The following is a 26,269-nucleotide window of genomic DNA, read 5'->3' on the forward strand; positions in this document are numbered from 1 at the left end:
GTTGGGTGGCCGCGGTCGCTCTGACCGTAGGCGGCATCGTTACGCTGCTCGTCGTGCGAAACCTCTCCACCGATTTCGGCTGGGTCGCCACGGCTCCCCTGGCCAGCACCTCCTACATCCCCGGCGCGTACGGGATGACACACGTGTTGAATGCGAGCGGTGCAGTCGTGCTGGTCCTCGGCCTGGTACTCGCCGGATTCATGGCAGGGATTCGAGTGGGACGAAGGGGTCGCGCAGAACATTGAGCCGTCCGGCCGACTGGTTAGTGGAAGTACTCCGGTAACCTCACGGCATGAATGGACTCCTGCTTCCGGTGATCTCCTGCAGCCTCGATCCGGAGAGCAGAAGCCGGGACCTTGCCACGCAGGCCGCAGAACTGCTGAAGTCTGCCGGGCACCATGCGCCGGTCCTCGACCTGCGTGACCACGCTCTTCCGGCCTTCGACAACTCCAGCGTCTTCGAAACCGAACCCTTTGCCCGACTGCATCGCGCGATTGCAGAAGCAGACGGCATCATTCTCGCCACGCCGATCTACAACTGGGCCCCCTCCGCGGCCACCAAGAGCCTGATCGAAGCCACCGGGGCAACCGGTGACGATGGGACGTCCGCTGCCTGGTTCGACAAGGTGGTCACGTTCCTCTGCGCCGCGGGTCTGCCGCAGTCCTACATGGCCACGAGCCAGTTGGCCTCGTCATTGATGCTGGACTTCAAGTGCGTGATCAATCCCTACGTGGGCTACTTCAGCAGCCAAGAGTGGGACGACGACGGCGGACTGGTCCCCGATCGACAGTCGCGGCTCGAGAAGACCGTCGCGGTCCACGCGGAACTCGCCGCACTGCTCTCACACCGCAGCTACAGCTCCAACTGGGAGGTCTGATGTGGTCCAATGAGCCCATGGAGCAGCCCCGCACCCCTGATCTCTCCCGCGACCCGCTTCCGCTTCGTGGCCGCAACGTGCTGGTCACCGGTGTCAGTCGCAGGGCGGGCATCGGCTACGCGACGGCATGCCGGATGGCCGCCTATGGCGCCAGCGTCTTCTGCCACCACTACTCCCCACATGACCGGGAGCAGCCCTGGGGTGAGGACGACCTCTCGATGGTGCTCGACGGCGTCCGGGGCCACCTGGCGGGAGACGCTCGGCTCGGCGAAGTCCATGCCGACCTGTCCGATCCTGAGGGCGCGGAGCATGTGATGGCAGCGGCGATCGCTGAGCTGGGCACCGTCGATGCGCTGGTCTGCAACCAGGCGCTCAACGGTCGGGACGGAGCACTCGGGGAGCTCACTGCCGCGAAGCTCGATGAGCATTGGGCGGTGAACACCCGGGCCTCGATCCTTCTGGCGCAGGCCTTCCACCACCGGCATTCAGGAGAAACCCCGGGGTCGATCATCTTCCTGACCTCGGGACAGACCCTGGGTCCGATGCCTGGCGAGGTGGCCTACGCCGCGACCAAGGCCGCGCTCGCCGGCATCACTGCGACGCTCTCGGAGCAGCTGATCAGCGACAACATCCGGGTCAACACGGTGAACCCCGGCCCGGTGGACACCGGCTACCTCGGGCCCGAGGCGTGGAAGCAGATGTCGCACATGTTCCCGCTGGGTCGCTTCGGCGAGCCTGACGATCCCGCGCGGCTGATCGCATGGCTGTGCACCGATGAGGCCGGCTGGATCACTGAGCAGACCATCAACACCGAGGGTGGATTCCGACGATGAGCGGATCACGGAGCGTGAAGACCGACCCCTCGGTCAAATAATCGTAGAGCTGTGGACTTGTCGTAGTGCTATAGCGATACGACTTGCTAGAGCTCTACGATTTTTCCGCGGCGGGGGCGGCCGAGGCCGAGGGTTGGCGGGTCATACGACGACGGCGGGCGCACCCCTCGCGTGGGAGGTGCGGCCGCCGTCGTCGTCGACTTCTGGAGCCGGGCGAACCGAATTACTTGATGGACTTGCCTGCGGAGCCGAGGCGCTGGGAGGCCTCGATGATGCGGGCGGCCATGGACTCTTCGGCCTTGGCGCCCCAGACGCGCGGGTCGTAGGTCTTCTTGTTGCCGACCTCGCCGTCGATCTTCAGCACGCCGTCGTAGTTGGCGAGCATGTGACCGGCCACCGGGCGAGTGAAGGCGTACTGGGTGTCGGTGTCGATGTTCATCTTGATCACGCCGTAGGAGACGGCGTCGGAGATCTCTTGCTCAGAGGAGCCGGAGCCGCCGTGGAAGACCAGATCGAAGGGGGCGTCCTTGCCGTACTTCGCAGCGGCCTGCTCCTGGATGGCCTTGAGGATCTCCGGGCGCAGCTTCACGCCGCCGGGCTTGTAGACGCCGTGCACGTTGCCGAAGGTCAGCGCGGTCATGTAGCGGCCGTGCTCACCCAGGCCGAGGGCCTCGATGGTCGCGGTGGCGTCTTCGATGGTGGTATAGAGCTTCTCATTGATCTCGTTCTCCACGCCGTCCTCCTCGCCACCGACGGTGCCGATCTCGACCTCGAGGATCTGCTTGGCGGCGGCGCTGCGGGGCAGCAGCTCGGCGGCGATGCGCAGGTTCTCCTCGAGGGTCTCGGCGGAGCCGTCCCACATGTGGGAGTTGAAGATCGGGTCGCGGCCGGCCTTAACCTCGGCCTCGGAGGCGGCGAGCAGCGGCAGCACGAAGCCGTCAAGCTTGTCCTTGGGGCAGTGATCGGTGTGCAGGGCGATGTTCACGCCGTAGCTCTTGGCGACCTGCTTGGCGAAGGCGGCGAAGCCCAGGGAGCCGACCACCATGTCCTTGATGCTGGCGCCGGACCAGTACGCGGCACCGCCGGTGGAGACCTGGATGATGCCGTCAGACTCGGCCTCGGCGAAGCCGCGGATGGCAGCGTTCAGGGTCTGCGAGCTGGTCACGTTGGCCGCGGGGTAGGCGTATCCGCCGGCCTTCGCGGAATCGATCATCTGGTTGTACTTGTCCGGGGTTGCAATAGCCACGTGTGAGCTCCTTTTTGCGTTGAGTCAAAGACGGCAGCGTCTTCGGTGCACTGCCGCCATCCTATCGGTGATGGGTTTCTGTGACAGGGGTCTAGAACTGTCTTTCGCGGTTTATGGTCAGGGACGCCGCCTCCATGGATGCATTCCTCACTGCTCAGCGAGGAACAGCAGAATCAGTCGCAGGGATCCACCCCTGAGCGCCGGGAGCTGAAGCGTGCGCAGGATGCACGTCACGAAGCTGGGAGGCCGCGTCCGAGACATCGCCCCCCCCCTGCGGTTCAGTTCAGCATCTCCTCCACGACCCATCCGAGTGAGGCTTCGCTCCGAACAGCACTACGACCAAGGCGCCACATCTCGCTGTTGAATCACACGAAGGAGAGCTTCATGACTACCGAAACCACCGCAGATACCACTGCCCCGACTCCTGTTCTCGGCCAGGCACCCTTTCAGGCAACTGCAGCGGCTGCACTGCTTATCCTCGCCGCCATGCTGTTGACGGTGGGCAACGGAGCGCTGCTGGACTTCGCCACTGCCGGACTCACGCTCATCAATGGCCCCCTGGTCGACGGGCCGCTGCTGGACCTGGGGAACACGCTCAGCGACCTCCAGATCGGCCAGTTCCAGCAGTAATACCGCCGCGCGGCGCCGTCCCGGTCACGCGACATCCCTCAGCATTCATCTTCAAAGGAGCACCATCACCCATGGCTGAACTCGCGCCGCCGACATCCGGCTCAACTCTTGATTCGAGACTCGAGCTGACATCGGCGCAGCGCGGCATCTGGTATGCCCAGCAGTTGGACCCGGAGAATGCGACCTACCAGATCGGGCAGTATCTGGAGTTGGATGGACCTGTCGATACCAACATCCTGAGTCTGGCCTGGACCAAAACGCTTCGAGACATCGACTCGTTGTCCATGCGCTTTCATGAGGACGCGAAGGGCCCCTTCGCCACCCTGGTGAAGCCTGATCCGGCAGCCGCGCTGCTCAGCGTGGTGGACCTCTCGAAATTCGCGGGACTCGACACGGCACGCGCAGAGGCCAGGCGACGCATCGACGCGGATATGGAGAAGGCACGTGTCCTCGACGCCACAGATCTGTGTGCCGCTGTGCTCTTCAAGCTGCCAGACGGTGAAAACTGGCTGTTCCAGCGGGTGCATCACATCATGCTCGACGGCTACTCCGCGGTGATCGCCCTGCACTACCTGGCCGGGGTCTACTCGGCCCTCGCGGCGCGAGTCCCTCACAGCCTGGCGCGCGGACCGGTCAGGAAGGTGCTGGGGAAGATCGCAGCCAAGCGAGAATCCCCCTTTCCCAGTCACCAAGAACTCCTCAAAGATCTCCACCGCTATACCGCATCGGAACAGCACGCCGAAGACGAGGCTTTCTGGCGAGACCAAGTCCAGAGCGAGGCCTCCGTGGAGGGACTCGAGGGCACCCCCACTGGACCCGCCCGTCAGGTAGTGCGCGTCGCCCTGCCTCTGGACCCCGATGAGTCGAAGCTACTGCGCGAACTCGGCCGGGATGCACCCAAGACCCTGGTCGGCATCATCGCTGTCTATCTCGCCAGAATCACCGGCCAGGACCACGTCTCCGTGGGCCTGCCGGTGACCGCACGGCGTGGCAAGGTAGCAAAGTCCACGCCTTCGATGCTCTCCAACATCTTGCCGCTGCACGTGAGCATCACCCCTGATGCCAGCATCACCGACATCGTCGGCTCAGCCGGCGATACTGTGCGCGCTGCAGTGCGGCATCAGCGCTTCCGAGTGGAGACCCTTCCAGGCGCAACCGGCATGGCCGGACCCTCGGTGAACCTGCTGCCTGTGGTCGCGGACCTCAAGTTCGGCAGCACCACGGGAAAGGTGCACATCCTCTCCACCGGACCGGTCCATGACCTCTCCTTCGTGATCTCAGGCATCGACAGCCAGGCAGCGACCCCCACCCTCCAGCTGGAGGGTGACGCCGCACTGCACTCGGATCAGACGCTGCGCGAACATGGCGAGCGGCTGCGTGCCCTGATCACGGCGGCACTGACCGCGGAGCCCGGAACCAGCGTGGGACAGCTCCCGCTCACCACAGCGCCGGAGACTGCCGCCCTGTTGGACCACGGTCAGGGACCGGACCTCTCGATCACGGCGGAGACCGCGCTGCAGGCCTTCACCGCCGCCACAGCGGCACACCCCGAGGCGCGCGCAGTGGTCGCTGAGGACGGCGTGCTGAGCTTCCAGCAGCTCGAGGCGGACTCCACACGGCTGGCCCACCACCTGCGCCGCCGCGGCGTGGGTCCGGGAGCGTTGGTGGCGGTGCGGATCGAGCGAAGCGTCAACCTGCCGCTGCTGGTGCTGGCGGTGCTGAAGTCCGGCGGCGCCTACGTCCCGCTGGACCCGGAATACCCGATCGATCGGGTCCAGGGGATGATCGAGGACTCCGCCCCTGCCCTGCTGCTCACCAGCCGCGCGCAGGCAGATTCGGACCGGGCAGCGGGCGCCGACTGGAAGCTGCCCACCATGGCGGTCGACGCGGACACGGAACAGGCCTGGCGCAGGGCGACCGATGACCCCAGCACGCTACCGCTGGTCTCCCCCAACGACCTCGCCTACGTGGTGTTCACCTCGGGCAGCACCGGCCGCCCCAAGGGGGTGGGTGTCGAACGGCTCGCGCTGCGCAACCTCTTCCAGGAACACCGGGACGAGCTCTTCGACCCGACCCAAAAGCGCCTCGGCCGGCGAGCCAGGGTCGCCCATACCGCCGGGCTCTCCTTCGACGCGGCCTGGGATCCGCTGCTGTGGCTCTTCGGCGGCCACGAGCTGCACATGATCAGCGACGAGGACCGACGCGACCCGCAGCGTCTGGCACAGCTGCTCAGCGAGCGCGAGATCGACTTCATCGAGACCACTCCCTCCTTCGCCGAGGCGCTGCTGTCCACCGGACTCTTCGAAGCCAGCGCGACCATTCCCGAGCGGCACCATCCCAGTGTGATCGCCGTCGGGGGCGAAGAGGTCGGACCTGACCTGTGGAACCGCCTCGCCGCTCTGGAAGACGTGCATGCCGTGAACCTCTACGGACCCACCGAGACCACCGTGGACAGCCTGGTGGCACCGATCACCGCGGACACCAAGCCGCACATCGGAGGCTCCGTGCGCAACAGCCGCCATTACATCCTGGACAGTGCGCTGCAACCGGTCCCGCATCGTGCCGTCGGAGAGCTCTATCTGGCTGGCGCCAACGTGGCCCGCGGCTACGTGGGGCAGCCGGGCATGAGCTCCGCGCGCTTCGTGGCGGACCCCTTCGCTGCCGACGGCTCGAGGATGTACCGCACAGGCGACGTCGTCCGGCGTCGCAGCGACGGTTCGCTGCGCTTCCTGGGCCGCATGGACGACCAGGTCAAGATCCGCGGCTACCGGGTCGAGCTCAGCGAGATCGAGGCCGCGCTGCGCAGCCAGCCAGGAGTCGACCAGGCCGCCGCCCTGGTCCATGGCGAAGGTCCGACCGCCCGGCTGACCGGATACGTCGCTGGCGTTGCCAACCCGGGGGGCGCCTCTCCCGTGGACGGTCATGCGATGCGGGACCAGCTCCGTGCCGAACTTCCGGACTACATGGTGCCCAGCGTCATCATGGTCCTGGACGGCTTCCCGCTCACCCCGAACGGCAAACTTGACCGCAAGGCGCTGCCGAGCCCACAGGCCACCGCCGCGGCAAGCTCTCAGCGGCCCCGCACCGCGATGCAGCGGCGCGTGGCCGAGGCGTTCGCTGAGGTCCTCCAGCTCGATGTCGATGGCATCGGGGTCGACGAGGACTTCTTCGCCGCGGGCGGTCACTCGCTGCTGGCCACCCAGCTGGCCTCGCTCCTCTCCTCCCCCGCCGAGTCTCACGTGAGCGTCCGGGATGTGTTTGAGCGTCCCACCGTGGCCGGTCTGGCCGAACGCCTGCAGCAGGGCGAGGCAGCGGACGGCCCGGCACCGCTGCACCGGATGCCCCACCCGGAGACGCTACCGGTCTCGCTGACCCAGCGCCGACTCTGGTTCCTCAACCGCCTGGAACCTGAGTCCGCGGCCTACAACATTCCCGTGGTGCTGAAGCTGAAGGGCCTGATCGACACCGCAGCTCTGCACGAGGCGTTCGCCGACGTCGCCGCCCGGCACGAGCCGCTGCGCACCGTCTTCCCGCTGCAAGAGGGAGAACCCATCCAGAAGGTGCTCGGCGGAGAAGCAGCTCGCCCAAGCTTCCTCGCCGTCTCGGTGCCGGCGGAACGCGTTGACCACGTGGTGACAGAGGAAGCCCTTCGGCCCTTCGACATCACTGTGGAGACCCCGCTGCGAGGCCTTCTGCTGAGCTCTTCGGCCATCGATCACACGCTGGTGGCTGTCATGCATCACATCGCGTCCGACGGCTGGTCGCTGCGGCCTTTCGCCACCGATCTTTCCCGCGCCTACGCCGCGCGCGCCGCAGGCCAGGAGCCGGAGCTGGGCGAGCTCGCCCTGGAGTACAGCGATTTCAGCCTGTGGCAGCGCGAGCACCTCGGGGATCCCACCGATGCAGGGAGCGAGGCGCACACCCAGGCCGAGTTCTGGCGCCGTGAGCTCGACGGCGCGCCCGCTGAGATCGCGCTGCCGCGGGACCGAGCGCGCGGCGTCGCGCCCCACGGTGCACGAACCAGCGCACCGCACGACGCAATGGAGAACACCACCGACTCGGCAGCAGACCGGATCCTGCCACAGGACCCGGAGGTCGGCGTCGGGCAGCTCGACGCCGAGATCAGCCCCGCCCTGCACGCGCAGCTGCGGAGCCTGGCCGCGAGTCACAGCGCCAGCCTGTTCATGGTGCTGCAGTCGGCCCTGGCCGTGACGCTGAAGCAACATGGCGCCGGGGAGGACATCGTGGTGGGCACCCCGGTGGCCGGACGCAGCGACCCGCAGCTCGATGAGCTGGTCGGGTTCTTCGTCAACACCCTGGTGCTGCGCACCCGCCTGCACCAGGATCCCGAGCTGGCTGAGGTGCTCGAGCGGGTGCGCGAGGCGAACACCCGCGCCTACGCGCACCAGGAGCTACCCTTCGACGCGGTGGTCGACGCCGTGAACCCACCGCGCACCGCACAGATGCACCCGATCTTCCAGGTGATGCTGACCCTGCAGAACACCGAGCCCGCCCGGGTCGAGCTGGACGGGGTGGAGATCACCGTGCCCGCCCAGATGACCAGCGCCGGGGTCAAGACGGACCTGATGGTCGACGTCAGCGCCCCTGCGGGCGACGACGGCGGGCTGCACCTCGCCCTGACCTACGACGCCGCGCTGTTCTCCCCCGCGAGCGCCCAGCGCGTCCTGGACACTCTGCTGCGCGGGCTGCACACCCTGGCTGAGGCGCCAGAAACGCGCCTGTCCGGGCTGAGCGCGGTGGATCAGGAGACCCGCAGCTGGCTCGAGGAGCACAGCACGGCCCCGGCGCTGGCCACATCCGGCACGATCTTGGACGCCCTGGAACAGACCGCCGCGCGCCGCCCGGAGTCCCCGGCGCTGCAGGACGTAGATCATCAGCTGTGCTTCGCGGAGCTGATGCATCAGGTGGAGACCATTGCGGCGAACCTGCACCAGGCAGGGGTGCGCAGCGGCGCGCCGGTGCTGCTGGCTCTGCCACGCAGCGTCGACGCCCTGAGCGCCCTGCTGGGAATCCTGCGCGCCGGTGCGATCGCCGTCCCGGTGGACGTGAGCTACCCGGTGGGCAGGATCAGCCAGATCGCCGCCAGCGCCTCACCGCGGGCCGCGATCCTGCCCGAGGCCACAGACTTCCGGGAGCTGGAGCTGGAGCAGGAGCTGCTGCGGCAGCGCCCTGAGCTGCTGCGGCTGCACACTGAGGACCTCAAACGGCCCACCGGTGCCGCCGTACCGCCGGCTCCGCAGCCCGCGGACGCGGCGTACCTGGTCCACACCTCAGGGACCACGGGCACACCGAAGGGCGTGCAGGTGCCCCACAGCGCATTGCGCAACGTGTTGGACCACCACCAGCACCGGCTGATCAGTCCTGCCCAGGAGCGCTGCGCGCCGGCGCTGCCGAGGATGCTGCACCTGAGCGGACTGGGCTTCGACGCCGCCTGGGACCCGATCCTCTGGCTAGTCTCCGGCACCACCGTGGTGATCCCCAAGGAGGCTCAGCGCGTCGACGCCGAGGCCGTCGTGGGACTGCTCACCGGAACCAGCGATCCCACCCCGGACGCCCGTGGCGCCCACCGGACCCCCGGGGCCGGTATCGATGTGGTGGAGACCACCCCGTCCTACGCCCAGCAGCTGCTCAGCCTGGGCCTGCCGGAAGCCCTCGAGCGCCAGGATCGACACCTCACGCTGGCCCTGGGAGGCGAGGCGATCTCGGGCGCGCTCTGGCGCACCGTCGCAGACTCGCCGCGACTCCAGGGCTGGAACCTCTATGGCCCCAGCGAGTTCACCGTGGACTCCGTCCTGACCCCGATCACCGGGGACGAACCGCATATCGGTCGACCCATCAACAACCTCACCGCGCGAGTGCTGGATTCCTCGCTTGCGCTGGTGCCCCCGGGCGTGGAGGGAGACCTCTACCTCGCCGGGATCTCGGAGGCGCACGGCTACCGTGGACGCCCCGCGGAGACCGCCTCGGCATTCGTCGCGGACCCCTGGAGCACCGGCGGACGGATGTACCGGACCGGGGACGTGGTTCGCCGCAGGCAGGACGGCACTCTGGAGTTCCTGCGCCGCGATGATGACCAGGTCAAGATCCGCGGGCACCGGATCGAGGTGGCCGAGGTGGAATCCGTTCTCGGCGCGGTCGAGGGCGTGGAGTCCGCCGTCGTTCGGGTGGTGACTCCCGGCGGCGCGGACACCGCACAGCTGGCCGCCTGGGTGGTCAGCTCACGCAGCCCGGAGGACCTCAAGTCCGCCGCGTCAGGGCTGCTTCCCGAGTACATGCTCCCCACACGGATCCTTGGGGTCGAGGAGATCCCGTTGACCTCACACGGGAAGGTCGACGTCGCAGCGCTCCCGGAGCCTCAGGTCACCGCAGGTGCGCGGCAACCCGAGACGGAGCGGGAACAGGCCGTCTGCGACGTGATGAGCGAGGTGCTCGGAGTGCCAAGCGTCGGGCTCGATGACGACTTCTTCGCGCTCGGCGGGCACTCGCTGCTCGCGGTCACTCTGGTGGGACGACTGGAGCAGCAGCTGGGACTCTCGATCCCGCTGCGCGCAGTGTTCGAGGCCGGGACTCCGGCGCAGCTGCTGCGCATCGGGGCACGGCCAGCCGCCGCTGATGCGGGGTCGGGAGGCGAGAACACCTCCTCGAGATCTGCCGAGCCGACGGTCGGTTCGTTGCAGACCTGGGTCCAGGAACACCCTCGCCTCGATGGCGCGGAACTGCCGCTCACCGCGGGTCAGACCAGGCTCTGGTTCCTGAACCAGCTGGACCCCTCCTCGGCTGAGTACAACGTGGTCCTGCACGTGGAGCTGCGCGGGGCGCTGGACACCGCCGCGATGAGCGGGGCGATCGATGATCTTGTGGCCCGCCACGAAGTGCTGCGCACAACCTTCCCCGCACAGGGAACCCGCTCACCGTCTGCCTCGGGCGCACCGGACGAGTCAGATGCACCGGCTGCCGCTGAGGCGCGGCCGGTGCAGCTCGTGCATGAACCCCGATCCGGGGTGCTCGGGGATGAACCGCTGAGCATCTCCGTTGGGTTCGACCTGAGCAAGGAGAAGCCGCTGCGCGCCGCACTGGTCGCCCTCGAGGGTGAGACAGATGCAGGCGAGGAAGCAGAGGAGGCGGAGCAGACCTGGCGTCTGGAGCTTGTGCTGCACCACATCGCCACCGACGGCGCCTCCCTGGCACCGCTGGTGCGCGACCTTGCGGCCTCCTACACCGCCCGGGCCTGCGGCGGCACTGCTCTGCGCCGACCGCTGAGCGTGCAGTTCGGTGATGTGGCGCGCCGCGAAGCTCACCTGCAGGAGCTGATCCAGGCACGCGGCGAGGAGGATCCCGCCCTGCTGCGCTGGGTGGACCGGCTCGACGCAGTGCCCACCGAACTGGCGCTGCCGACGGACGGGCAGCGGGTGCAGACCGCGAGCCAGCCAGCCGGGCAGCTGCGCTTCACCATCCCAGCTGAGCTCGCCGGGAAGGTCACAGCCGCGGCCACCGCGCAGTCCGCCAGCCGCTTCCACGGCTGGCTCGCCGGGCTGGCCGGATACCTGCGGCGCATCGGCGCCGGGGAGGACGTCGTCATCGGCTCCCCCTCGGCGGGTCGCACCGATCCGGACGTCGAGGAGCTGATCGGGTTCTTCGTGAACACCCTGCCGCTGCGTCTGGACCTCTCTGAGGAATCACTGAGCTTCGCCGACGCGGTGTCACTGGCCCGCCAGCAGACGCTCGCTGCGCTGGAGGACGAACACGTCCCCTTCGAGCAGATCGTGGAACGGGTGCGCCCGGAGCGCCAGCTCGGCCGCCATCCGCTGTTCCAGACCATGCTCTCGGTGGAGCAGCCCACCGACGTCAGTCTGGACCTGCCCAACGTCACGGCCACCCCACTGGACCCCGGGACTACCGGCAGCGCCAAGGTGGACCTGTCCTTCACGCTGCGTCCCGGCGCTGGCAAGGACGCCGATGTGGACGGCGTGCTGGAGTTCAATGCGGCGCTCTTCTCCGAACGTGCCGCTCAGGCCCTGATTCATGGCTGGACGCGGTTCCTGGACGATGTCGGGCAGGCCCCGGACCGGCCGATGCTGGACGCTGAGCTGGCCGGAACCGCGTCTGATCTGACGCCCTGGCCGGCGGCCTCGCAGCCGGAGGGCCGTCCAGCCGCAGTGTTGGAGTCCTTTGCCACGAGCGTGCGCCGAGGACCTGATGCCACCGCGCTGGTCGCAGCCGGGTCAAGCCTGAGCTTCGGCGAGCTTGAAGCTCGCACCCGGGCGATCGCTGCGGGACTCGCAGCGCACGGGGTCCAGCCCGGAGATGTGGTGGCGCTGTGTCTGCCGCGCTCTGTGGACACCGTGGCGGCCCTGCTCGGCAGCTGGTGGGCCGGCGCGGTCGCGATGCCGATCGATACCACCTTGCCGGAGTCCAGGGTCGCGGCGATGCTCGCCGCGGCAGCGCCTCGGATGGTGCTGCACGGGGACGAGACCGTGGCCCCAGGGCCGCTGAGGAGTTCTGCCGAACTGGCACGCGACGCCGCGGAGCGGGCTGCCCTCAACGGCGCGGAGCTGCTCGGGATGGACTCCCTGCTCAACCCGGACGCTCCCGTGGGGGACCCGCTCTCCGGCCAGGACCCTCGCCCTGAAACGGCACGCTCCCAGGACGCGGCGTATCTGATCTTCACCTCGGGCACCACCGGGACACCGAAGGGCGTGCAGGTGCCGCATGGCGCGCTGGAACACCTGCTGGCGTCGCACCGTGCGACGCTGATGCCCGCGGCACAGGAACAGCCCAAGCGGCTGGCGCACACCACGGGGGTGGGCTTTGACGCCGCCATGGACCCGATCCTCTGGCTGGCCGCCGGGCACCAGGTGCACCTGATCGAAGACACCACCCGTCGGGACCCGCAGGCGCTGGTCGGCTACTTCCGGGAGCATCGGATCACGGCCTGGGAGACCACGCCCAGCTATGTCAGCGCCCTGACCGCGCACGCCGGACTGGGAGATCACCTCGACGCAAGCAGCCCGGAGGATCCCTTCGTGCTGCTGCTGGGTGGGGAGCCGGTGGATCCCGACCTGTGGGGGTGGCTGCGACAGCGCAGCACCACCACCTCCTGGAACCTCTATGGCCCCACCGAGGTGGGAGTGGATTCCCTGATCGCTTCGTTGGCCGGTGACTCCCAGCCTGACCTGGGCTCCCCCACCGCCGGCACGACGGCCTACGTGCTCGATGAGCGGCTTCGCCCGGTTCCCGATGGGTCAGTGGGTGAGCTCTGGCTGGCCGGGTCTCAGCTGGCCGACGGCTACCGGGGCAGGTCCGCTGAGACTGCCAGCCGCTTCGTCGCGGATCCGTTCTCCGCCGTGGGCGGGCGGATGTACCGGACTGGCGACCTCGTCGTCGTCGAATCCGGAGCGGAGGGACAGCGACCTCGCGTGCGGTCCCTGGGACGAGCCGATACACAGGTGAAGATCCGCGGCTACCGCGTGGAGCCGGCCGAGGTGGAGTCTGTGCTGCGTGGGATGTCTGAGATCTCGCAGGCCGTGGTCCGTCCGCGTGCCCTGGAGCGCGGTACCGAGCTGCTGGCCTGGGTGACCCTGGGCTCCGGGGAAGGACCGGACGCCACGCCGCAGCCTGACCTGCAGTCGGAGCTGATGCGTCGGCTGCGTGCCGCGCTTCCGGGATATATGGTCCCTGCGGCGGTCAGCCTGCTGGACGAGATCCCGCTGACCCCCAACGGCAAGGTCGATGACCGCGCACTGCCGACGCCTGAGTCCTCGACGGCCCGCCGCGAGGGGCGCGCCCCGCGGGACCACACCGAGCAGGCCGTGGCGGACGCGTTCTCGCAGGTGCTGGGCGCGGCAGCGGTCACAGTGGAGGACTCCTTCTTCGACCTCGGCGGCCACTCATTCCTGGCCCAGCCGGTCATCTCGGCGATCAACACCGCCCTGACTGCGGACCTGCCGGTGCAGGCGATCTTCCAGGCGCCCACCGTGGAGGGACTCGCTGCACTGGTGGACTCCGGTGCGGCCGACGTCGCAGAGAGCCTGCGCGCGGTACTACCGCTGCGCAGGGAGGGGACGGGCAACCCGCTCTTCGCCGTGCACCCCGGCAGCGGTGTGAGCTGGTCCTTCTCCTCCTTGGTGACCCACCTGGACACTGCGCGACCGATCCTCGGTCTGCAGATGCCGGGCATCGCCCCCGATGAGCCGATGCCCACGGAGCCCGCCACGATGCAGGAGCTGATCGGGCAGTACGTGGATGTGATCCTCAGCGAACAGCCGGAGGGCCCCTTCCACCTCGTGGGCTGGTCCTTCGGGGGTCGGCTGGCCCACGCCATCGCGGCCGCACTGCAGGAACAGGGTCACGTGGTGGGCACGCTCGCGGTGCTCGACGCCTACCCGGCGAAGGAGTCGATGGCCGGGATCACCGATGAGCAGAGCCTCTGGCGTGCGTTCCTCGGCGCCCAAGGTGTCCCCGCCCCGGCTCACGGTCGACTCTCGGTCGGCCGCGCCCGGTCTCTGCTGCGCGAAGCCGGAAGCCCACTGGCCTCGGTGCCGGAGGAGACCATGCGGCGCAGCGCCACACGTTTCCGCACCATCGGAACACTCTTCGATCGCAGCCCGGTCCCGGTCTACCGTGGCGACCTCCACCTGGTGGAGGCCACCACGGATGTCCCAGCGAACCGTCCGGCGCCCAGCGCCTGGACCCCGCATGTCACCGGGGAGATCATCGTGGAACAGGCAGAGCTTCCCCACGAGCGCATGTTGGAGCCCGCTGGAGTCCACGCCCTCGCCGCGGTGTTGACTGAGGACTGATCGGTGGCTGAGGCTCTCGGAAGGTCCTGAAAAGTTGCAGAAGACGACCATCTGATCACGGTCCGGTTACGAACTACTCATGGCGCCGCGGGAACCAATGCGGCGAGTGACGAGAAACCGACCCAGGAGTGCTGCGATGACCAACCCCTTTGACCGAGATGATGTGCAGTTCCGGGTAGTCATCAATGAGCTCGGCCAGCATTCGCTCTGGCCTGAGTTCGCCGATGTTCCCAGCGGCTGGGTGGCCGTCTTCGGTGCGGCCGCGCGCCAGGACTGCCTCGACTACGTCGAGCAGCACTGGCAGGACATCACCCCGGTGTTCGAACGCGACCTGGCTGTGTCTTGATCTCGCTGCAGTCGATCACCAAGAGCTTCGGCGGCTTCCAGGCGCTGGACGGCGTGGACCTCGAGGTCGAAGCCGGCACGGTCCAAGGCCTGCTGGGCCCCAACGGGGCGGGCAAGACGACGACGGTGCGCGTGCTGACGACGCTGCTAGAGCCTGACGGCGGAGACGCGTTCATCGCGGGGCACAGCGTGCGCACGCAGGGCCATGCAGCGCGGCGCAGCCTTGGGGTCTCCGGGCAGTACGCCGCTGTGGACGACAAGCTCACCGGACTCGAGAACCTCACCCTGGTGGGTCAGCTCTACGGGATGCGACGCCGGGCCGCGAAAACCCGCGCGCACGAGCTGCTGGAACACTTCCGGCTCGACGGCGTGCCCAAGGGACAGCGAGCAGGCTCCTACTCCGGCGGGATGCGACGCCGGTTGGACCTTGCCGGGGCCCTGGTCGCCCGCCCCCCGGTGGTGATCCTCGACGAGCCCACCACCGGATTGGACCCCCGCGGTAGACGCGACACCTGGGATGCCATCTCCGCGCTCGCCGAGGACGGAACCGCGGTGCTGCTGACCACCCAGTATCTCGAGGAAGCTGACGAGCTCGCGGACTCGATCGCGGTGATCGACGGCGGGCGGATCGTGGCCGAGGGCACCCCCGCGGCGTTGAAGACAGAGGCCGGAGGTGCCCGCATCGACATGGTCTTTGAGCACGGCGGCACGGTCCCTGCGGCTCGCGCCGCACTGAGTCACATCGGCCTGGAGGTCACCGCGGATGATGCCGCGCTGCGGCTCAGTGCGACAGCGCCACACCGTCAGGAAAGCCTGCAAGCGGCACTCATCGCGCTGAGGGAGGCGCAGATCGAGGTCGTCGAAGCCTCGTTGCGCCAGCCCACCCTGGACGACGTCTTCCTGCAGATCACCCAGAAGCCGGCCGGGGTCCGCTCCGGCGAGGACTCCGCCACCGATCCCTCCACCCGGCACGCCGAGGCAGCGACCCGAGAGGAGGTCCGCTCATGAGCGTGATCACCGCAGTACGGGACGGCGGGATCATCGCGCGCCGAAACTTCACCAATGTACGCCGGACCCCCGGGGCCCTGGTCACCGGTGTGGCCCAGCCGATCATCTTCGTGCTGATCATGGCCTTCGTCTTCGGCGGCGCGCTGGGTGGGGCTGACTACCGGGAGTTCCTCATCGGCGGACTGCTCGCGCAGACCCTGACCTTCAACTCCTCCTTCACCGCGGTCTACCTGGCCAAGGACCTGCACCAGGGAATCGTGGACCGCTTCCGGGTGCTGCCGATGTCACGGGTCGGTGTCGTGCTCGGCCGCACCTGGTCTGACCTGATCACCAGTGTGATCTCCACAGTGGTCTTGGTGCTCTGCGGGCTGATGATCGGGTGGCGAGCCACCACGGATCCGCTCACAATCACCCTGACCTTCCTGCTGCTGCTGCTCTACGCCTTCGCTATTGCCTGGGTCGGCGCCGTCGTCGCGCTGACCGCGCGCAGCGTGGAAGTGGCACAGAGCCTGGGGCTGCTTTGGCTGTTCCCGGTCTGTTTCGTCTCCGGCGCCTTCGTCTCGGCGGACTCGCTGCCGGGTCCGCTGCGCGGGATCGCGGAGTGGAACCCGGTCACCGCCATCGCCACCGCCGCCCGGCAGGGCTTCGGCAACACCGCCCCCGCACAGTTCCAGGTGGCCGGTGGCTGGCCCGCGGAGAACGCGATGCTCTACGCCACCCTGTGCTGCGTGGCGATCATCGCCGTCTTCGCACCGATCGCAGTGACCCAGTACCGGCGCATCAGCCGGCGATGATCTCGGTCCTGCTGACCTCAAGCGCCGAGCTCCAGGCACGGCTTCCACGCCTGACCGGCGGGAGACTGGTCCGTCTTGAGGAGGCGGTGACTGTGCAGGACCAGGCGGCTGCCGCGGCCAAGCTCGACCCGGCAGACCAGCAGCGCGTGCTCACTGCCCGGTGCGCACTGCGACTGACCGCCGCCACGCACCTCGGGGCAGGGGCGCAGGAGGCAGCACAGCTTCAGATCCGGCGGCAATGTGAGCAATGCGGCGGCCCGCATGGACGCCCCCAGCTGGATGGGATCAGTCTGAGCAGCTCAAGCTCGGCCCGGCACGTGCTCACCGGCGCCGCAGCCCCCGGGCGGGACGTCGGCGTGGACGTCGAAGCGATTCCGGAACGGCTCTCCCCCGAGTTCACGGAGTACGCCCTCCACCGGACTGAGCGGGGGGCTCTACAGCGACTGGCAGCTGCGGCGCAGATCCCCGCGGTGATCGAGCACTGGGTGTTGAAAGAGGCCGTGCTCAAGGCCGCCGGGGTGGGGCTGAACCATCCCCCCGGGGCGCTGCTGCTGGGCACCCCTGAGGTCTCCACGCGCTGGCACGGCCGCACGGGCAGCGCGGAGCTGCGCTGGGCTCCGGTGGTGGAGACCGGGGACAGCCGGGTGGAGGGGATGTGGAGCACTCTGATTCCCTCGCCGCGAGGCTGGGTGGCCGCCGTGGCGGCCCGCTCACCGGAGGACATCAGCGACCTCGCTGCTTCCTGGGAAGACCGAGACCGGGGTCACCGTCAGCTGTCGGCTGGACTCGGGGCCGGCCGCGCGCGGTCGGCCACTGACTTCCGAGCCTGAACCCGGCTTCCGGCACGGAGCCCGGATTCCGGCCCGAAGTCAGCTATTCGACGACGAGGAGCAGGTCTCCGCCGTCCACCTGTTGCACGCCGGTGAGGACCACCCGGGAGACGGTCCCGCCTACCGGAGTCGTGATCCCGGCTTCCATCTTCATCGCCTCAATGGTCGCCACGTTCTGCCCGGCCTCGACGGTGCCACCTTCCTCGACCGTGAGTGAGACCGCTCCGGCGAAGGGTGCAGCCACGTGGCCCTGCTTGGAGGTGTCGGCCTTCTCGGCGACCGCGACGGAGGCTTCCACGGAGTCATCGCGGGCCCCGACCTGACGGGCCTGTCCATTGAGTGTGCACATCACGGTCCTGACGCCCTTCGGGTCAGGTTCTGAGACGGTCTGCAGGGTGACCAGGAGTCGCACTCCTTTGCCCAGGGAGATGACGTGCTCGTAGCCGGTGCGCAGTCCGTAGAGGAAGTCACGGGTGTGCAGCACCTGCACGTCGCCGTACTTGTCCCGCGCGGCCTCGAAGTCCTTGGTCGGGCCCGGGAAGAGCAGCCGATTCAGTGTGCGGCGCCGCTGCCCGGCGTCCTCGGAGGCCAGCGCCTGGGAGTCCTCTTCGGAGAGCTCCTGCGCCAGCGGTTTGACCGTGCGGCCTTCAAGCGCCTTGGACCGGAACGGCTCGGGCCAGCCGCCCGGCGGGTCCCCGAGCTGCCCGGCGAGGAGTTGGATCACCGAATCGGGCAGGTCGAAGCTCTGCGGATTGGCCTCGAATTCCTTGGGGTCCACATCCATGCCCACCAGCTGCAGGGCGAGGTCCCCGACCACCTTCGAGGACGGGGTGACCTTCACCAGCCGGCCCAGCATGGTGTCGGCCGCGTGGTACATGTCCTCGATGGATTCGAACCGCTCCCCCAGGCCCAGCGCGATGGCCTGTTGGCGCAGGTTTGAGAGCTGACCGCCCGGGATCTCGTGCCGGTAGACGCGGCCTGTCGGGCTGGGCAGTCCGGATTCGAACGGAGTGTAGATCGAGCGCACGGCCTCCCAATAGGGCTCCATCGAGGCCACGGCTTCCAGACCCAGCCCGGTGTCGCGCTCGGTGTGCTCCAGGGCTGCCACCAGCGCTGAGGCCGGCGGCTGCGAGGTGGTCGCCGCCATGGAGGCCACAGCGACGTCGACGGCGTCCACTCCGGCCTCGGCGGCTGCCAGCAGGGTGGCGAGCTGTCCACCGGCGGTGTCGTGGGTGTGCAGGTGCACTGGCAGGTCGAAACGTTCCCGCAGGGCGGTGACCAGGGTCTTCGCCGCGGAAGGACGCAGGAGTCCGGCCATGTCCTTGATCGCCAGGATGTGCGCGCCGGCGTCGACCATCTGCTGGGCCAGACCCAGATAGTAGTCCAGGGTGTAGAGGTCCTCGGCGGGGTCACTGAGGTTGCCGGTGTAGCAGAGAGCGGCCTCGGCCACGGCGGTCCCGGTCTTGCGGACCGCCTCGATGGCCGGGACGATCTGGTTCACGTCATTGAGCGCGTCGAAGATCCGGAAGATGTCCACCCCGGTGGCGGCGGCCTCGGCCACGAACGCGTCGGTGACCTCCAGGGGGTAGGGGGTGTAGCCCACGGTGTTGCGGCCGCGCAGCAGCATCTGGAGCGGGATGTTCGGCAGCTCCGCGCGCAGCAGACGCAGCCGGTCCCACGGGTCCTCAGAGAGGAATCGCAGCGCGACGTCGTACGTGGCGCCACCCCAGGCCTCCACCGAGAGCAGCCCGGGTGTCACATGCGCGACGGCGGGCGCAGCGGCGAGCAGGTCTCGGGTGCGCACGCGGGTGGCGAGCAGTGACTGGTGGGCGTCCCGGAAGGTGGTGTCGGTGACGGCGAGTGCGCTCTGTTCGCGGAGCTTGCGGGCGAAGACTTCGGGGCCCTCGGCGAGGAGCACCTGGCGCCAGCCGTCGGGTCTGGGGTGATCCGAGGGGCCGTCGAAGGGGCTGCGGTCGGGCTCGTCACGCTTGTCTCCGGGGAAGTGCGGGAGCTTGTCCCGCGGGTCGATGCCCTCCACCCGGGGGCCGTGCGGCTGGTTCACGGTGATGTCGGCCAGGTACTGCAGAGCCTTGGATCCGCGGTCCAGTGAGCGGTTGATCTTGGCGAGCTCGGGGTGGGCGTCGATGAAATCGGTGGCCACGTCCCCGGCGAGGAACTCCTTGGAGTCCAGCACGTTGAGCAGGAACGGGATATTGGTGGCGACGCCGCGGATGCGGAACTCGGAGAGCGCGCGGCGAGCCCGGGCGATGGCGGTCTGGTGATTGCGCCCGCGGGCGGTGAGCTTCACCAGCATGGAGTCGAAGTGCGGGCTGATCTCCGCGCCGGTGTAGACGGTGCCGCCGTCGAGTCGGATGCCGGACCCGCCGGCGGATCGGTAGACGGTGACGGTGCCGATGTCCGGACGGAAGTCATTGGCGGGGTCCTCGGTGGTGATCCGGCACTGCATGGCCGAGCCGCGCACTCGCAGATCCTCCTGGCGGATGTCGAGGTCCTCGAGGGTCTCACCGGCCGCGATGCGCATCTGCGCGGAGACCAAGTCGATGTCGGTGATCTCTTCGGTGACCGTGTGCTCCACTTGGATGCGCGGGTTCATCTCGATGAACACGTGCTGCCCGGCGCGCTCCCCGACGGTGTCCACGAGGAACTCCACGGTGCCGGCGTTGCGGTAGTTCATGGCCTTGGCGAAGGCGACGGCGTCCCGGTGCAGCGCTTGGCGGATCTCCTCATCCAGATGCGGGGCCGGGGCGATCTCCACGACCTTCTGGTAGCGGCGCTGCAGGGAACAGTCGCGCTCGAAGAGGTGAACCACATTGCCTTCCCCGTCGGCAAGGATCTGGACCTCGATGTGGCGGGGGCGCAAGACAGCCTGTTCCAGAAAAACTGTCGGGTTGCCGAAGGCGGTCTCCGCCTCATGCATGGCTGAGCGGAGGGATTCGGCGAGATCTTCACGCTTGTCCACACGGCGCATCCCCCGGCCTCCACCGCCGGCGACTGCTTTGACGAAGATCGGGAAGCCGATCTCCTCGGCGGCCTTGGTGAGCTCCTCGGTGTCCTTGGAAGGTTCGGAGCTCTGCAGGACCGGGACGCCGGCTGATCTGGCGGCGCGGAGAGCTTTGACCTTGTCCCCGGTGGATTCCAGGACATCGGCGGGCGGGCCGATGAAAGTGATCCCGGCGGCTTCGGCGGCGCGGGCGAGATCGGGGTTCTCAGAGAGAAAGCCGTAACCGGGGTAGATGGCATCCACGCCGGCGTCCTTGGCGACGCGGATGATCTCTTCGATGTCCAGGTAGGCGCGGACGGCATGGCCCTCTTCGCCGATCCGGTAGGCCTCATCGGCCTTCTGCCGATGGAAGGAGTTGCGGTCCTCATGCGGGTAGACGGCCACGGTGCGAGCACCGAGTTCGACGCCGGCGCGGAACGCACGGATGGCGATCTCCCCGCGATTGGCAACCAGGATCTTCGAGAACATAACTGCGGTCTCCCTCAACTCATGGCGCCGCCACCCCATTGTGGCGACGTTGGGGCGATCCTACCGGGTGCACAGTTTCGAGAGGAGGGGCTGGGTGGGCCCACTCGCGTTCGAGCAACTGTAAAGACGTGGCTCCACTCGATAGTTCGAACCCACGCACCGACCTCATGCGCCGGGTCATCCACGAGCCACCCCATGTCCACCACACTCGGAGCAACTGTCCGAGTGGAATGCAGATCCCCCCGGAGAACCGGCGTAGCGGAACGAACGGCGATCCGGAGCGCGGCACCTGTCGCAACATGTAGGAGACCATGAATCGGCGGAGTCGGGGAGCGTCTAGCTTCTCGGCTCCGCTGCTCAATCTGGGTCAAATGAATGCAGGACTTGCCGTCTTTCGAGGTCTCACATCCTAGGGCCCTCCCGTCAGCTGGTGGTACTGTCTCCTAGCCTCCAAAGCCAGCATCGCCGCTGTGACACCACCAGGTCTGAGCAGAACGGATCAACCATGACCTCATCTCTTCCGGAACTCATTCACGAGGACTCGATTCTGTTGGATGCCGAGGCAACAGATTGGCAGTCAGCTGTGCGCCTTGCGGGTGGCCTTCTGGAACAGGCAGGTATTGCGTCCGCCGAGTACACCCAAGCGATGGTCGACAACGTCGTCGACAACGGCCCGTACATCGTCATCGCACCCGGCTTCGCGTTCGCGCACGCACGTCCCTCCGAGGCTGTTCACCGCACTGGAATGTCCTGGGTGCGGCTCAAGGACCCGGTGGACTTCGGAAGCGGCGACAACGATCCGGTCTCCTTAGTCGTGGCTCTTGCCGCTGTGGACTCCAAAGACCACACGCACGCCCTTGCCGAGCTCAGTGGCGTCCTGGGCGATGACGACTTGCGCGCCGCCGTGGATACAGCCCCCTCTCCCGAGGCAATCACTGCAATTCTCCGTGGAGAGGACCAGCCCACAAAGACTCCCGAGACCACGAAAAAGTCGTCGGGCGGCTCCGAACAGCATCTGATCCTTACTGTCTGCGGCAACGGCCTTGGGACTTCCCTCTTTCTGAAGAACACCCTCGAAGGTGTTTTGGACACGTGGGGCTGGGGCCGCTTCCTCAACGTCGAGGCCACCGACACCATCTCTGCCCGCGGCCGAGCCTCAGAGGCCAAGGCGATTCTCACCTCCGGAGAGATCGCCAAGTCCCTGGGTGATGTCGGCATCCCGGTCAAGGTCATCGAAAACTTCACCAGCAAGAACGAGCTCGACAGCGCATTGCGCGAGCTCTACGACGTCTAAGGAACACACATGGACTGGCTCGTCGCAATCCCCGAATTCCTCGTCAACGAGATTCTCTCCGTCCCAGCGTTCCTGATCGGCATCATCGTCGCCGTGGGATTGATCGCGCTGAAGAAGTCCACCGGACAGATCATCGGTGGCGCCATGAAGGCGATCCTCGGGTTCCTGCTCATCGGTGCAGGCGCCGGCCTCGTCGTCGCATCCTTGGACCCGCTGGGGATCATGATCCAGGGTGCCACCGGCGCCCAGGGCGTCATCCCCACCAACGAGGCCATCGTCGGGATCGCACAAGAGACCTACGGTGCGCAGGTGGCGTGGCTGATGATCCTTGGATTCGCCATCAGTCTGGTGTTAGCCCGCTTCACTCCGCTGAGCTATGTCTTCCTCACCGGCCACCACATCCTCTTCATGGCCACGCTGCTCACGATCGTCCTCGCCACTGCCGGGTACTCCGGGCCGCTCACAGTCGGTGTCGGCGGCGCGCTGCTCGGGATTCTGATGGTCTCACTCCCGGCCTTCTCGCAGCCCTTCACCCGCAAGATCACCGGTGATGACAGCATTGCCATGGGGCACTTCGGCACCGCGGGCTACGTCGCGGCAGGAACCGTGGGCCGGCTGGTCGGCGGCAAGTCCAGCCGCTCCACGGAAGACCTGAAGCTCCCCGAAGGACTGCGATTCCTCCGGGACTCCATGGTCGCGACCGCCCTGTCCATGGTGATCATGTACGTCGTCGTCGCGCTGATCTTCTTCGCCCGCGAAGGCGAAGCCGCCTATGAGGCGTTCGACGGCGGCGCGGAGAATCCCGGCAACTTCATCATGCTCTCGGTGACACAGGGACTGCAGTTCGGCATCGCCGTCGCGGTGATCCTCTTCGGTGTCCGCACCATCCTTGGCGAGATCGTCCCTGCGTTCCAGGGCATCGCAGCCAAGATCGTGCCCGGCGCCATCCCTGCCCTCGATGCACCGATCGTGTTCCCCTACGCGCAGAACGCAGTGCTGATCGGCTTCCTCTCCAGCTTCACCGGCGGACTCGTCGGACTCGCAGCGCTGACCCTGTGGCTCAACCCCGCGCTCGGCCTCGCCCTGATTCTGCCGGGCCTGGTGCCACACTTCTTCACCGGTGGCGCAGCCGGCGTCTATGGCAACGCGACCGGTGGTCGTCGCGGCGCGGTGGCAGGCGGTTTCGTCAACGGTCTGCTCATCACGTTCCTGCCGGCACTGCTGCTCCTTGTCCTTGGTGACTTCGGCTCTGCCAACACCACGTTCGGGGACACAGACTTCGGCTGGTTTGGGATCCTCGTCGGCTACGGCGCAGGCATCGGCTCGATCGGCGGCATCGTCGTCGTCGCAGCTCTGGGGCTGCTGATTCTTGGTGCCGCGATCCTGGTGCAGCGTCGCGTCGTCGACCGGGGCTGGGATGCCTCTCCCCACCGGCCTGACCAGCCCGAACGGTCCTCTACGGACGCTCCTGCGGCCGGCACCAACGGGCAGTATGCGAAGATCACTCCTCCCAAGGGCGCCCCGGCACCACCTGCACGCAGCTAGACCAGTGGCCTCAGGCCACGATCTGCTGCAGCAGAACCCGTGCACCCTCGGCACGCAGGGTCTTCAACGCCTCGGCATAGGGCTCCGTGAAGGCTGACTGTTCCACCAGATCGCCGAAGAGCTCCTCGTCGCGCAGGAACGCCAGGAGGTCCTCGTCGTGGGTGGCGGCTCGAGCCATCACACGTTCACGCTGCCTGTCCACCACATCCCACTGCTCACCGTTCTCACCAACGCCCTCGGCGTAGCGAGCCCAGGAGGCCACGATCGCGGCGGAGGCCGTCACGTCTCGCCCGGCAGCGAGGTTTTCCCGGATCACCGGGACCAACCAGGTGGGGATCCGGTCACTGGACTCCGCAGCCAGTCGCGCCAGGGCATCCGCCACGTACTCGTTGCCGAAACGCTCCATGAGCTGGTCCTTGTACTGCTCCAGATCCGTTCCCGGGACCTCGCCCACAGCGGGGGTGCCCTCGTCATCCATGTAGCTCTTGCGGGTAAACCGAGCCAGGTCCTCGTCATTGACTGCCTCGTGGGCGTAGGTGTGCCCCAGCAGCAGGCCGAAGTAGGCGATGGCCTGGTGGCTGCAGTTCAGCAGACGAAGTTTCATCAGCTCGTAGGGTTCGACGTCGTCGACCATCTGCACCCCGACCCGCTCGAACGCCGGTCGGCCGGCGGGAAAGCGGTCCTCCAGCACCCACTGGATGAAGTCCTCGCTGACCACTGGCCAGGCATCCTGCACTCCGAAGCTCTCGGCCACCATGGCACGGTCCGAATCGGCGGTGACCGGCGTGATGCGATCCACCATGCAGTTGGGGAACGTCACATGCTCCGCAATCCACTCCCCCAGCTCCGGATCCTTGCGCTGGGCATAGGCGAGCAGCATGCGACGAGCCAGGTCGCCATTTCCGCGCACGTTGTCGCAGGAGAGCACTGTGAAGGCCTGTTCCCCCGCTTCACGACGACGACGCAGCGCCTCGATCACGTAGCCGAACATGGTCTTCGGGGTCGCACCGGAGGCGAAGTCAGCCTCCAGATCCTCGGACACAGCAGGAGTCTCGAACTGGAACTCCCCGGTGGAGGCGTTGTAGTTGTAGCCGCCCTCGGTCACGGTCAGGGACACGATGCGCACCGCGGGGTCCGTCATCCGGGTGAGGACAGCCTCCGGATCATCAGGGGCGAAGAGGTACTCAGCCAGCGTTCCGATCACCCGGGCGTCCCGGCTGCCGTCGGGCGCTTTGGTCACCAACGTGTAGAGCGTGTCCTGCGGGAGAAGGGCATCTCGCATCCGCGCATCACCGGGCAGGAGACCCACCCCACAGATGGCCCAATCCATGGCCTCGCCGTCGTTCATCAGCCGATCCAAGTACAGCGCCTGGTGTGCTCGGTGGAAACCGCCCACCCCGAAATGCACGATCCCCACCTGGCGCTGGGCCAGGTCATAGGTGGGCACTGCCGGCGCGCCGGAAGCATCCGCGATCTGATTCAGTGAGGAGGCATTGAGTGTGATCATGCCCACACTGTACCAAGCGTGCACTCATTTGAGCACTGAAAATTTCTCAGATGAGATTACTAGAGGGACTCACTGAGCCGAGCAGCAAGCTCGGTCGGCACCACCAGATCGTCGACGAAGCCGGCTCGCGCCGCGGCGATCACAGCCTCCGGATGATCCACAGCGGCGGCGACGGCGACCACATGCGCCCTGCGCAGCTGCTCGGGGCGCACACCGATCACCCGATCCTCCATTCCGGAGAGTGCAATCTCACCGTCGGCATCCATGAGGATTCCGGAGCACTCAGACACCACGCCGCCCTTCTGCGCCTGCGCCTGTTCCTCGGCATTCAGGCGCCCCCAGAAGGTGGAGGTTCCGGGGCCCCACGCGCCGATGGCGACGACGGCGACGTCGAGATCATCGGCGGCTTTGAGTGCAGCACTGACTTCCGCCACCCCGCGCAGCGCCGCTGCTGACTCGGCGGTGTCCATGATCAACGGCGTGGGAAGCGGCCAGACCTCCCCGCCGGCTGCAGCGCCTACAGAGTGGATCAATGCCGAGGAGGCCGCCGTCGAAGTTCCCGGCGCACTCAGCGCCCCGACGAGCTGCACCACATCCACCTGAGGCAGATCGCTCAGGTAGTCGGGCAGGTGCATCAGCGTGCGCGACCAGGCAACCCCCAGTCGGCCGCCCTCGTGCAACCGGTGCGGGAGCAGGGTCGCGGCGTGCCGCGCCAACGCCGGACGCATCAGTTCAGTGGCGCGCTGGGGCACCACCGTCACTGAGTTGATCCCCAAGGCCTCATGAAGTCCAGAGAACTGCGGACCCGGATCCGTCGGGTCCAAGATGGTGATGCGGACGATCCCTGTCTCGAGCGCCTCGTCCAACAAGCGGGCCACCTGGAATCGAGAGACGCCATGCCGGCGCGCGAGCTCAACTTTAGAGAGCCCCTCCTTGAAGTGCTCGGTGGCAAGTGTTGCCAGCAACACCAAATGATCCGCAGCCATCGTTCCTCCATGCTCAGTTCATGTGAGCATAACGGGCGCCTGCGCTGCGGCTGAATTCAGGTCC

15 protein-coding genes are annotated in these 26,269 nt (G+C 67.5%); 11 read left to right on the forward strand and 4 right to left on the reverse strand.

The features are described 5' to 3' along the window. Positions 1-5: 5 nt before the first annotated feature. The 3 genes from H4W26_RS07395 to H4W26_RS07405 are packed head-to-tail and all read left to right on the forward strand — an operon-like array spanning position 6 to position 1,710. A complete protein-coding gene (locus H4W26_RS07395) occupies positions 6-245 on the forward strand; it encodes a hypothetical protein (protein ID WP_192591441.1) in 240 nt (79 codons plus the stop codon). Between the two features lie 47 nt (positions 246-292). Further along, positions 293-877, forward strand: a complete 585-nt coding sequence (locus H4W26_RS07400; RefSeq protein WP_192591442.1) for an NADPH-dependent FMN reductase — start codon at positions 293-295, stop codon at positions 875-877. A 17-nt stretch (positions 878-894) separates the two neighbouring features. Further along, entirely contained in the window at positions 895-1,710 is an 816-nt protein-coding gene (locus H4W26_RS07405) for an SDR family oxidoreductase (RefSeq protein WP_192591443.1), read from the forward strand. A 223-nt stretch (positions 1,711-1,933) separates the two neighbouring features. Here H4W26_RS07405 and fbaA read toward each other — a convergent pair whose 3' ends face one another. Continuing rightward, positions 1,934-2,956, reverse strand: a complete 1,023-nt coding sequence (gene fbaA, locus H4W26_RS07410; RefSeq protein ID WP_192591444.1) for a class II fructose-bisphosphate aldolase — start codon at positions 2,954-2,956, stop codon at positions 1,934-1,936. Between the two features lie 384 nt (positions 2,957-3,340). On the opposite strand from fbaA, the gene H4W26_RS07415 reads away from it, so the two are divergent. From H4W26_RS07415 to H4W26_RS07440, 6 genes are all read left to right on the forward strand, one after another. Further along, positions 3,341-3,586, forward strand: coding sequence for a hypothetical protein (locus H4W26_RS07415; protein WP_192591445.1), 246 nt, complete (start codon positions 3,341-3,343; stop codon positions 3,584-3,586). A 71-nt stretch (positions 3,587-3,657) separates the two neighbouring features. Then, on the forward strand, positions 3,658-14,406 hold the full coding sequence (locus H4W26_RS07420) for a non-ribosomal peptide synthetase (RefSeq protein ID WP_192591446.1): 10,749 nt from the start codon (positions 3,658-3,660) through the stop codon (positions 14,404-14,406). A 136-nt stretch (positions 14,407-14,542) separates the two neighbouring features. Further along, a complete protein-coding gene (locus tag H4W26_RS07425; RefSeq protein ID WP_188682244.1) occupies positions 14,543-14,752 on the forward strand; it encodes an MbtH family protein in 210 nt (69 codons plus the stop codon). Further along, on the forward strand, positions 14,749-15,759 hold the full coding sequence (locus H4W26_RS07430; RefSeq protein ID WP_192591447.1) for an ATP-binding cassette domain-containing protein: 1,011 nt from the start codon (positions 14,749-14,751) through the stop codon (positions 15,757-15,759). Before H4W26_RS07425 ends, H4W26_RS07430 begins: the two co-directional genes overlap by 4 nt. Continuing rightward, positions 15,756-16,553, forward strand: coding sequence for an ABC transporter permease (locus H4W26_RS07435; protein WP_192591448.1), 798 nt, complete (start codon positions 15,756-15,758; stop codon positions 16,551-16,553). The genes H4W26_RS07430 and H4W26_RS07435 overlap by 4 nt, the downstream gene beginning before the upstream one ends. A gap of 86 nt (positions 16,554-16,639) precedes the next feature. Then, positions 16,640-17,383 carry a 4'-phosphopantetheinyl transferase family protein gene (locus H4W26_RS07440; RefSeq protein ID WP_192591449.1) on the forward strand — a complete coding sequence of 248 codons (744 nt, stop codon included), beginning with the start codon at positions 16,640-16,642 and terminating at the stop codon, positions 17,381-17,383. 43 nt (positions 17,384-17,426) lie between these two features. Here H4W26_RS07440 and H4W26_RS07445 read toward each other — a convergent pair whose 3' ends face one another. Continuing rightward, entirely contained in the window at positions 17,427-20,873 is a 3,447-nt protein-coding gene (locus tag H4W26_RS07445) for a pyruvate carboxylase (RefSeq protein ID WP_192591450.1), read from the reverse strand. 505 nt (positions 20,874-21,378) lie between these two features. Here H4W26_RS07445 and H4W26_RS07450 point away from each other — a divergent pair. Together H4W26_RS07450 and H4W26_RS07455 are read left to right on the forward strand one after the other, a co-directional pair. Then, complete coding sequence (locus tag H4W26_RS07450; RefSeq protein WP_192591451.1) at positions 21,379-22,167, forward strand: PTS sugar transporter subunit IIA; 789 nt, start codon at positions 21,379-21,381, stop codon at positions 22,165-22,167. A 9-nt stretch (positions 22,168-22,176) separates the two neighbouring features. Beyond that, positions 22,177-23,712, forward strand: coding sequence for a PTS ascorbate transporter subunit IIC (locus H4W26_RS07455; protein ID WP_192591452.1), 1,536 nt, complete (start codon positions 22,177-22,179; stop codon positions 23,710-23,712). A gap of 10 nt (positions 23,713-23,722) precedes the next feature. On the opposite strand, the gene H4W26_RS07460 is transcribed toward H4W26_RS07455, so the two are convergent. Continuing rightward, entirely contained in the window at positions 23,723-25,219 is a 1,497-nt protein-coding gene (locus H4W26_RS07460) for a mannitol dehydrogenase family protein (RefSeq protein ID WP_192591453.1), read from the reverse strand. Between the two features lie 59 nt (positions 25,220-25,278). Further along, a complete protein-coding gene (locus H4W26_RS07465) occupies positions 25,279-26,205 on the reverse strand; it encodes a sugar-binding transcriptional regulator (RefSeq protein WP_192591454.1) in 927 nt (308 codons plus the stop codon). Between the last annotated feature and the right edge of the window lie 64 nt (positions 26,206-26,269).

The organism is Nesterenkonia halotolerans, assembly GCF_014874065.1.
Lineage (GTDB): Bacteria > Actinomycetota > Actinomycetes > Actinomycetales > Micrococcaceae > Nesterenkonia > Nesterenkonia halotolerans.

Bases quoted from the DNA above. Each gene is read 5' to 3' on its own strand.
- H4W26_RS07400 (WP_192591442.1), top strand. From the start codon at position 293: ATGAATGGACTCCTGCTTCCGGTGATCTCCTGCAGCCTCGATCCGGAG.
- H4W26_RS07445 (WP_192591450.1), bottom strand. From the start codon at position 20,873: ATGTTCTCGAAGATCCTGGTTGCCAATCGCGGGGAGATCGCCATCCGT.
- H4W26_RS07455 (WP_192591452.1), top strand. From the start codon at position 22,177: ATGGACTGGCTCGTCGCAATCCCCGAATTCCTCGTCAACGAGATTCTC.
- H4W26_RS07425 (WP_188682244.1), top strand. From the start codon at position 14,543: ATGACCAACCCCTTTGACCGAGATGATGTGCAGTTCCGGGTAGTCATC.
- H4W26_RS07460 (WP_192591453.1), bottom strand. From the start codon at position 25,219: ATGATCACACTCAATGCCTCCTCACTGAATCAGATCGCGGATGCTTCC.
- H4W26_RS07405 (WP_192591443.1), top strand. From the start codon at position 895: ATGGAGCAGCCCCGCACCCCTGATCTCTCCCGCGACCCGCTTCCGCTT.
- H4W26_RS07435 (WP_192591448.1), top strand. From the start codon at position 15,756: ATGAGCGTGATCACCGCAGTACGGGACGGCGGGATCATCGCGCGCCGA.
- H4W26_RS07450 (WP_192591451.1), top strand. From the start codon at position 21,379: ATGACCTCATCTCTTCCGGAACTCATTCACGAGGACTCGATTCTGTTG.
- H4W26_RS07415 (WP_192591445.1), top strand. From the start codon at position 3,341: ATGACTACCGAAACCACCGCAGATACCACTGCCCCGACTCCTGTTCTC.
- H4W26_RS07420 (WP_192591446.1), top strand. From the start codon at position 3,658: ATGGCTGAACTCGCGCCGCCGACATCCGGCTCAACTCTTGATTCGAGA.
- H4W26_RS07465 (WP_192591454.1), bottom strand. From the start codon at position 26,205: ATGGCTGCGGATCATTTGGTGTTGCTGGCAACACTTGCCACCGAGCAC.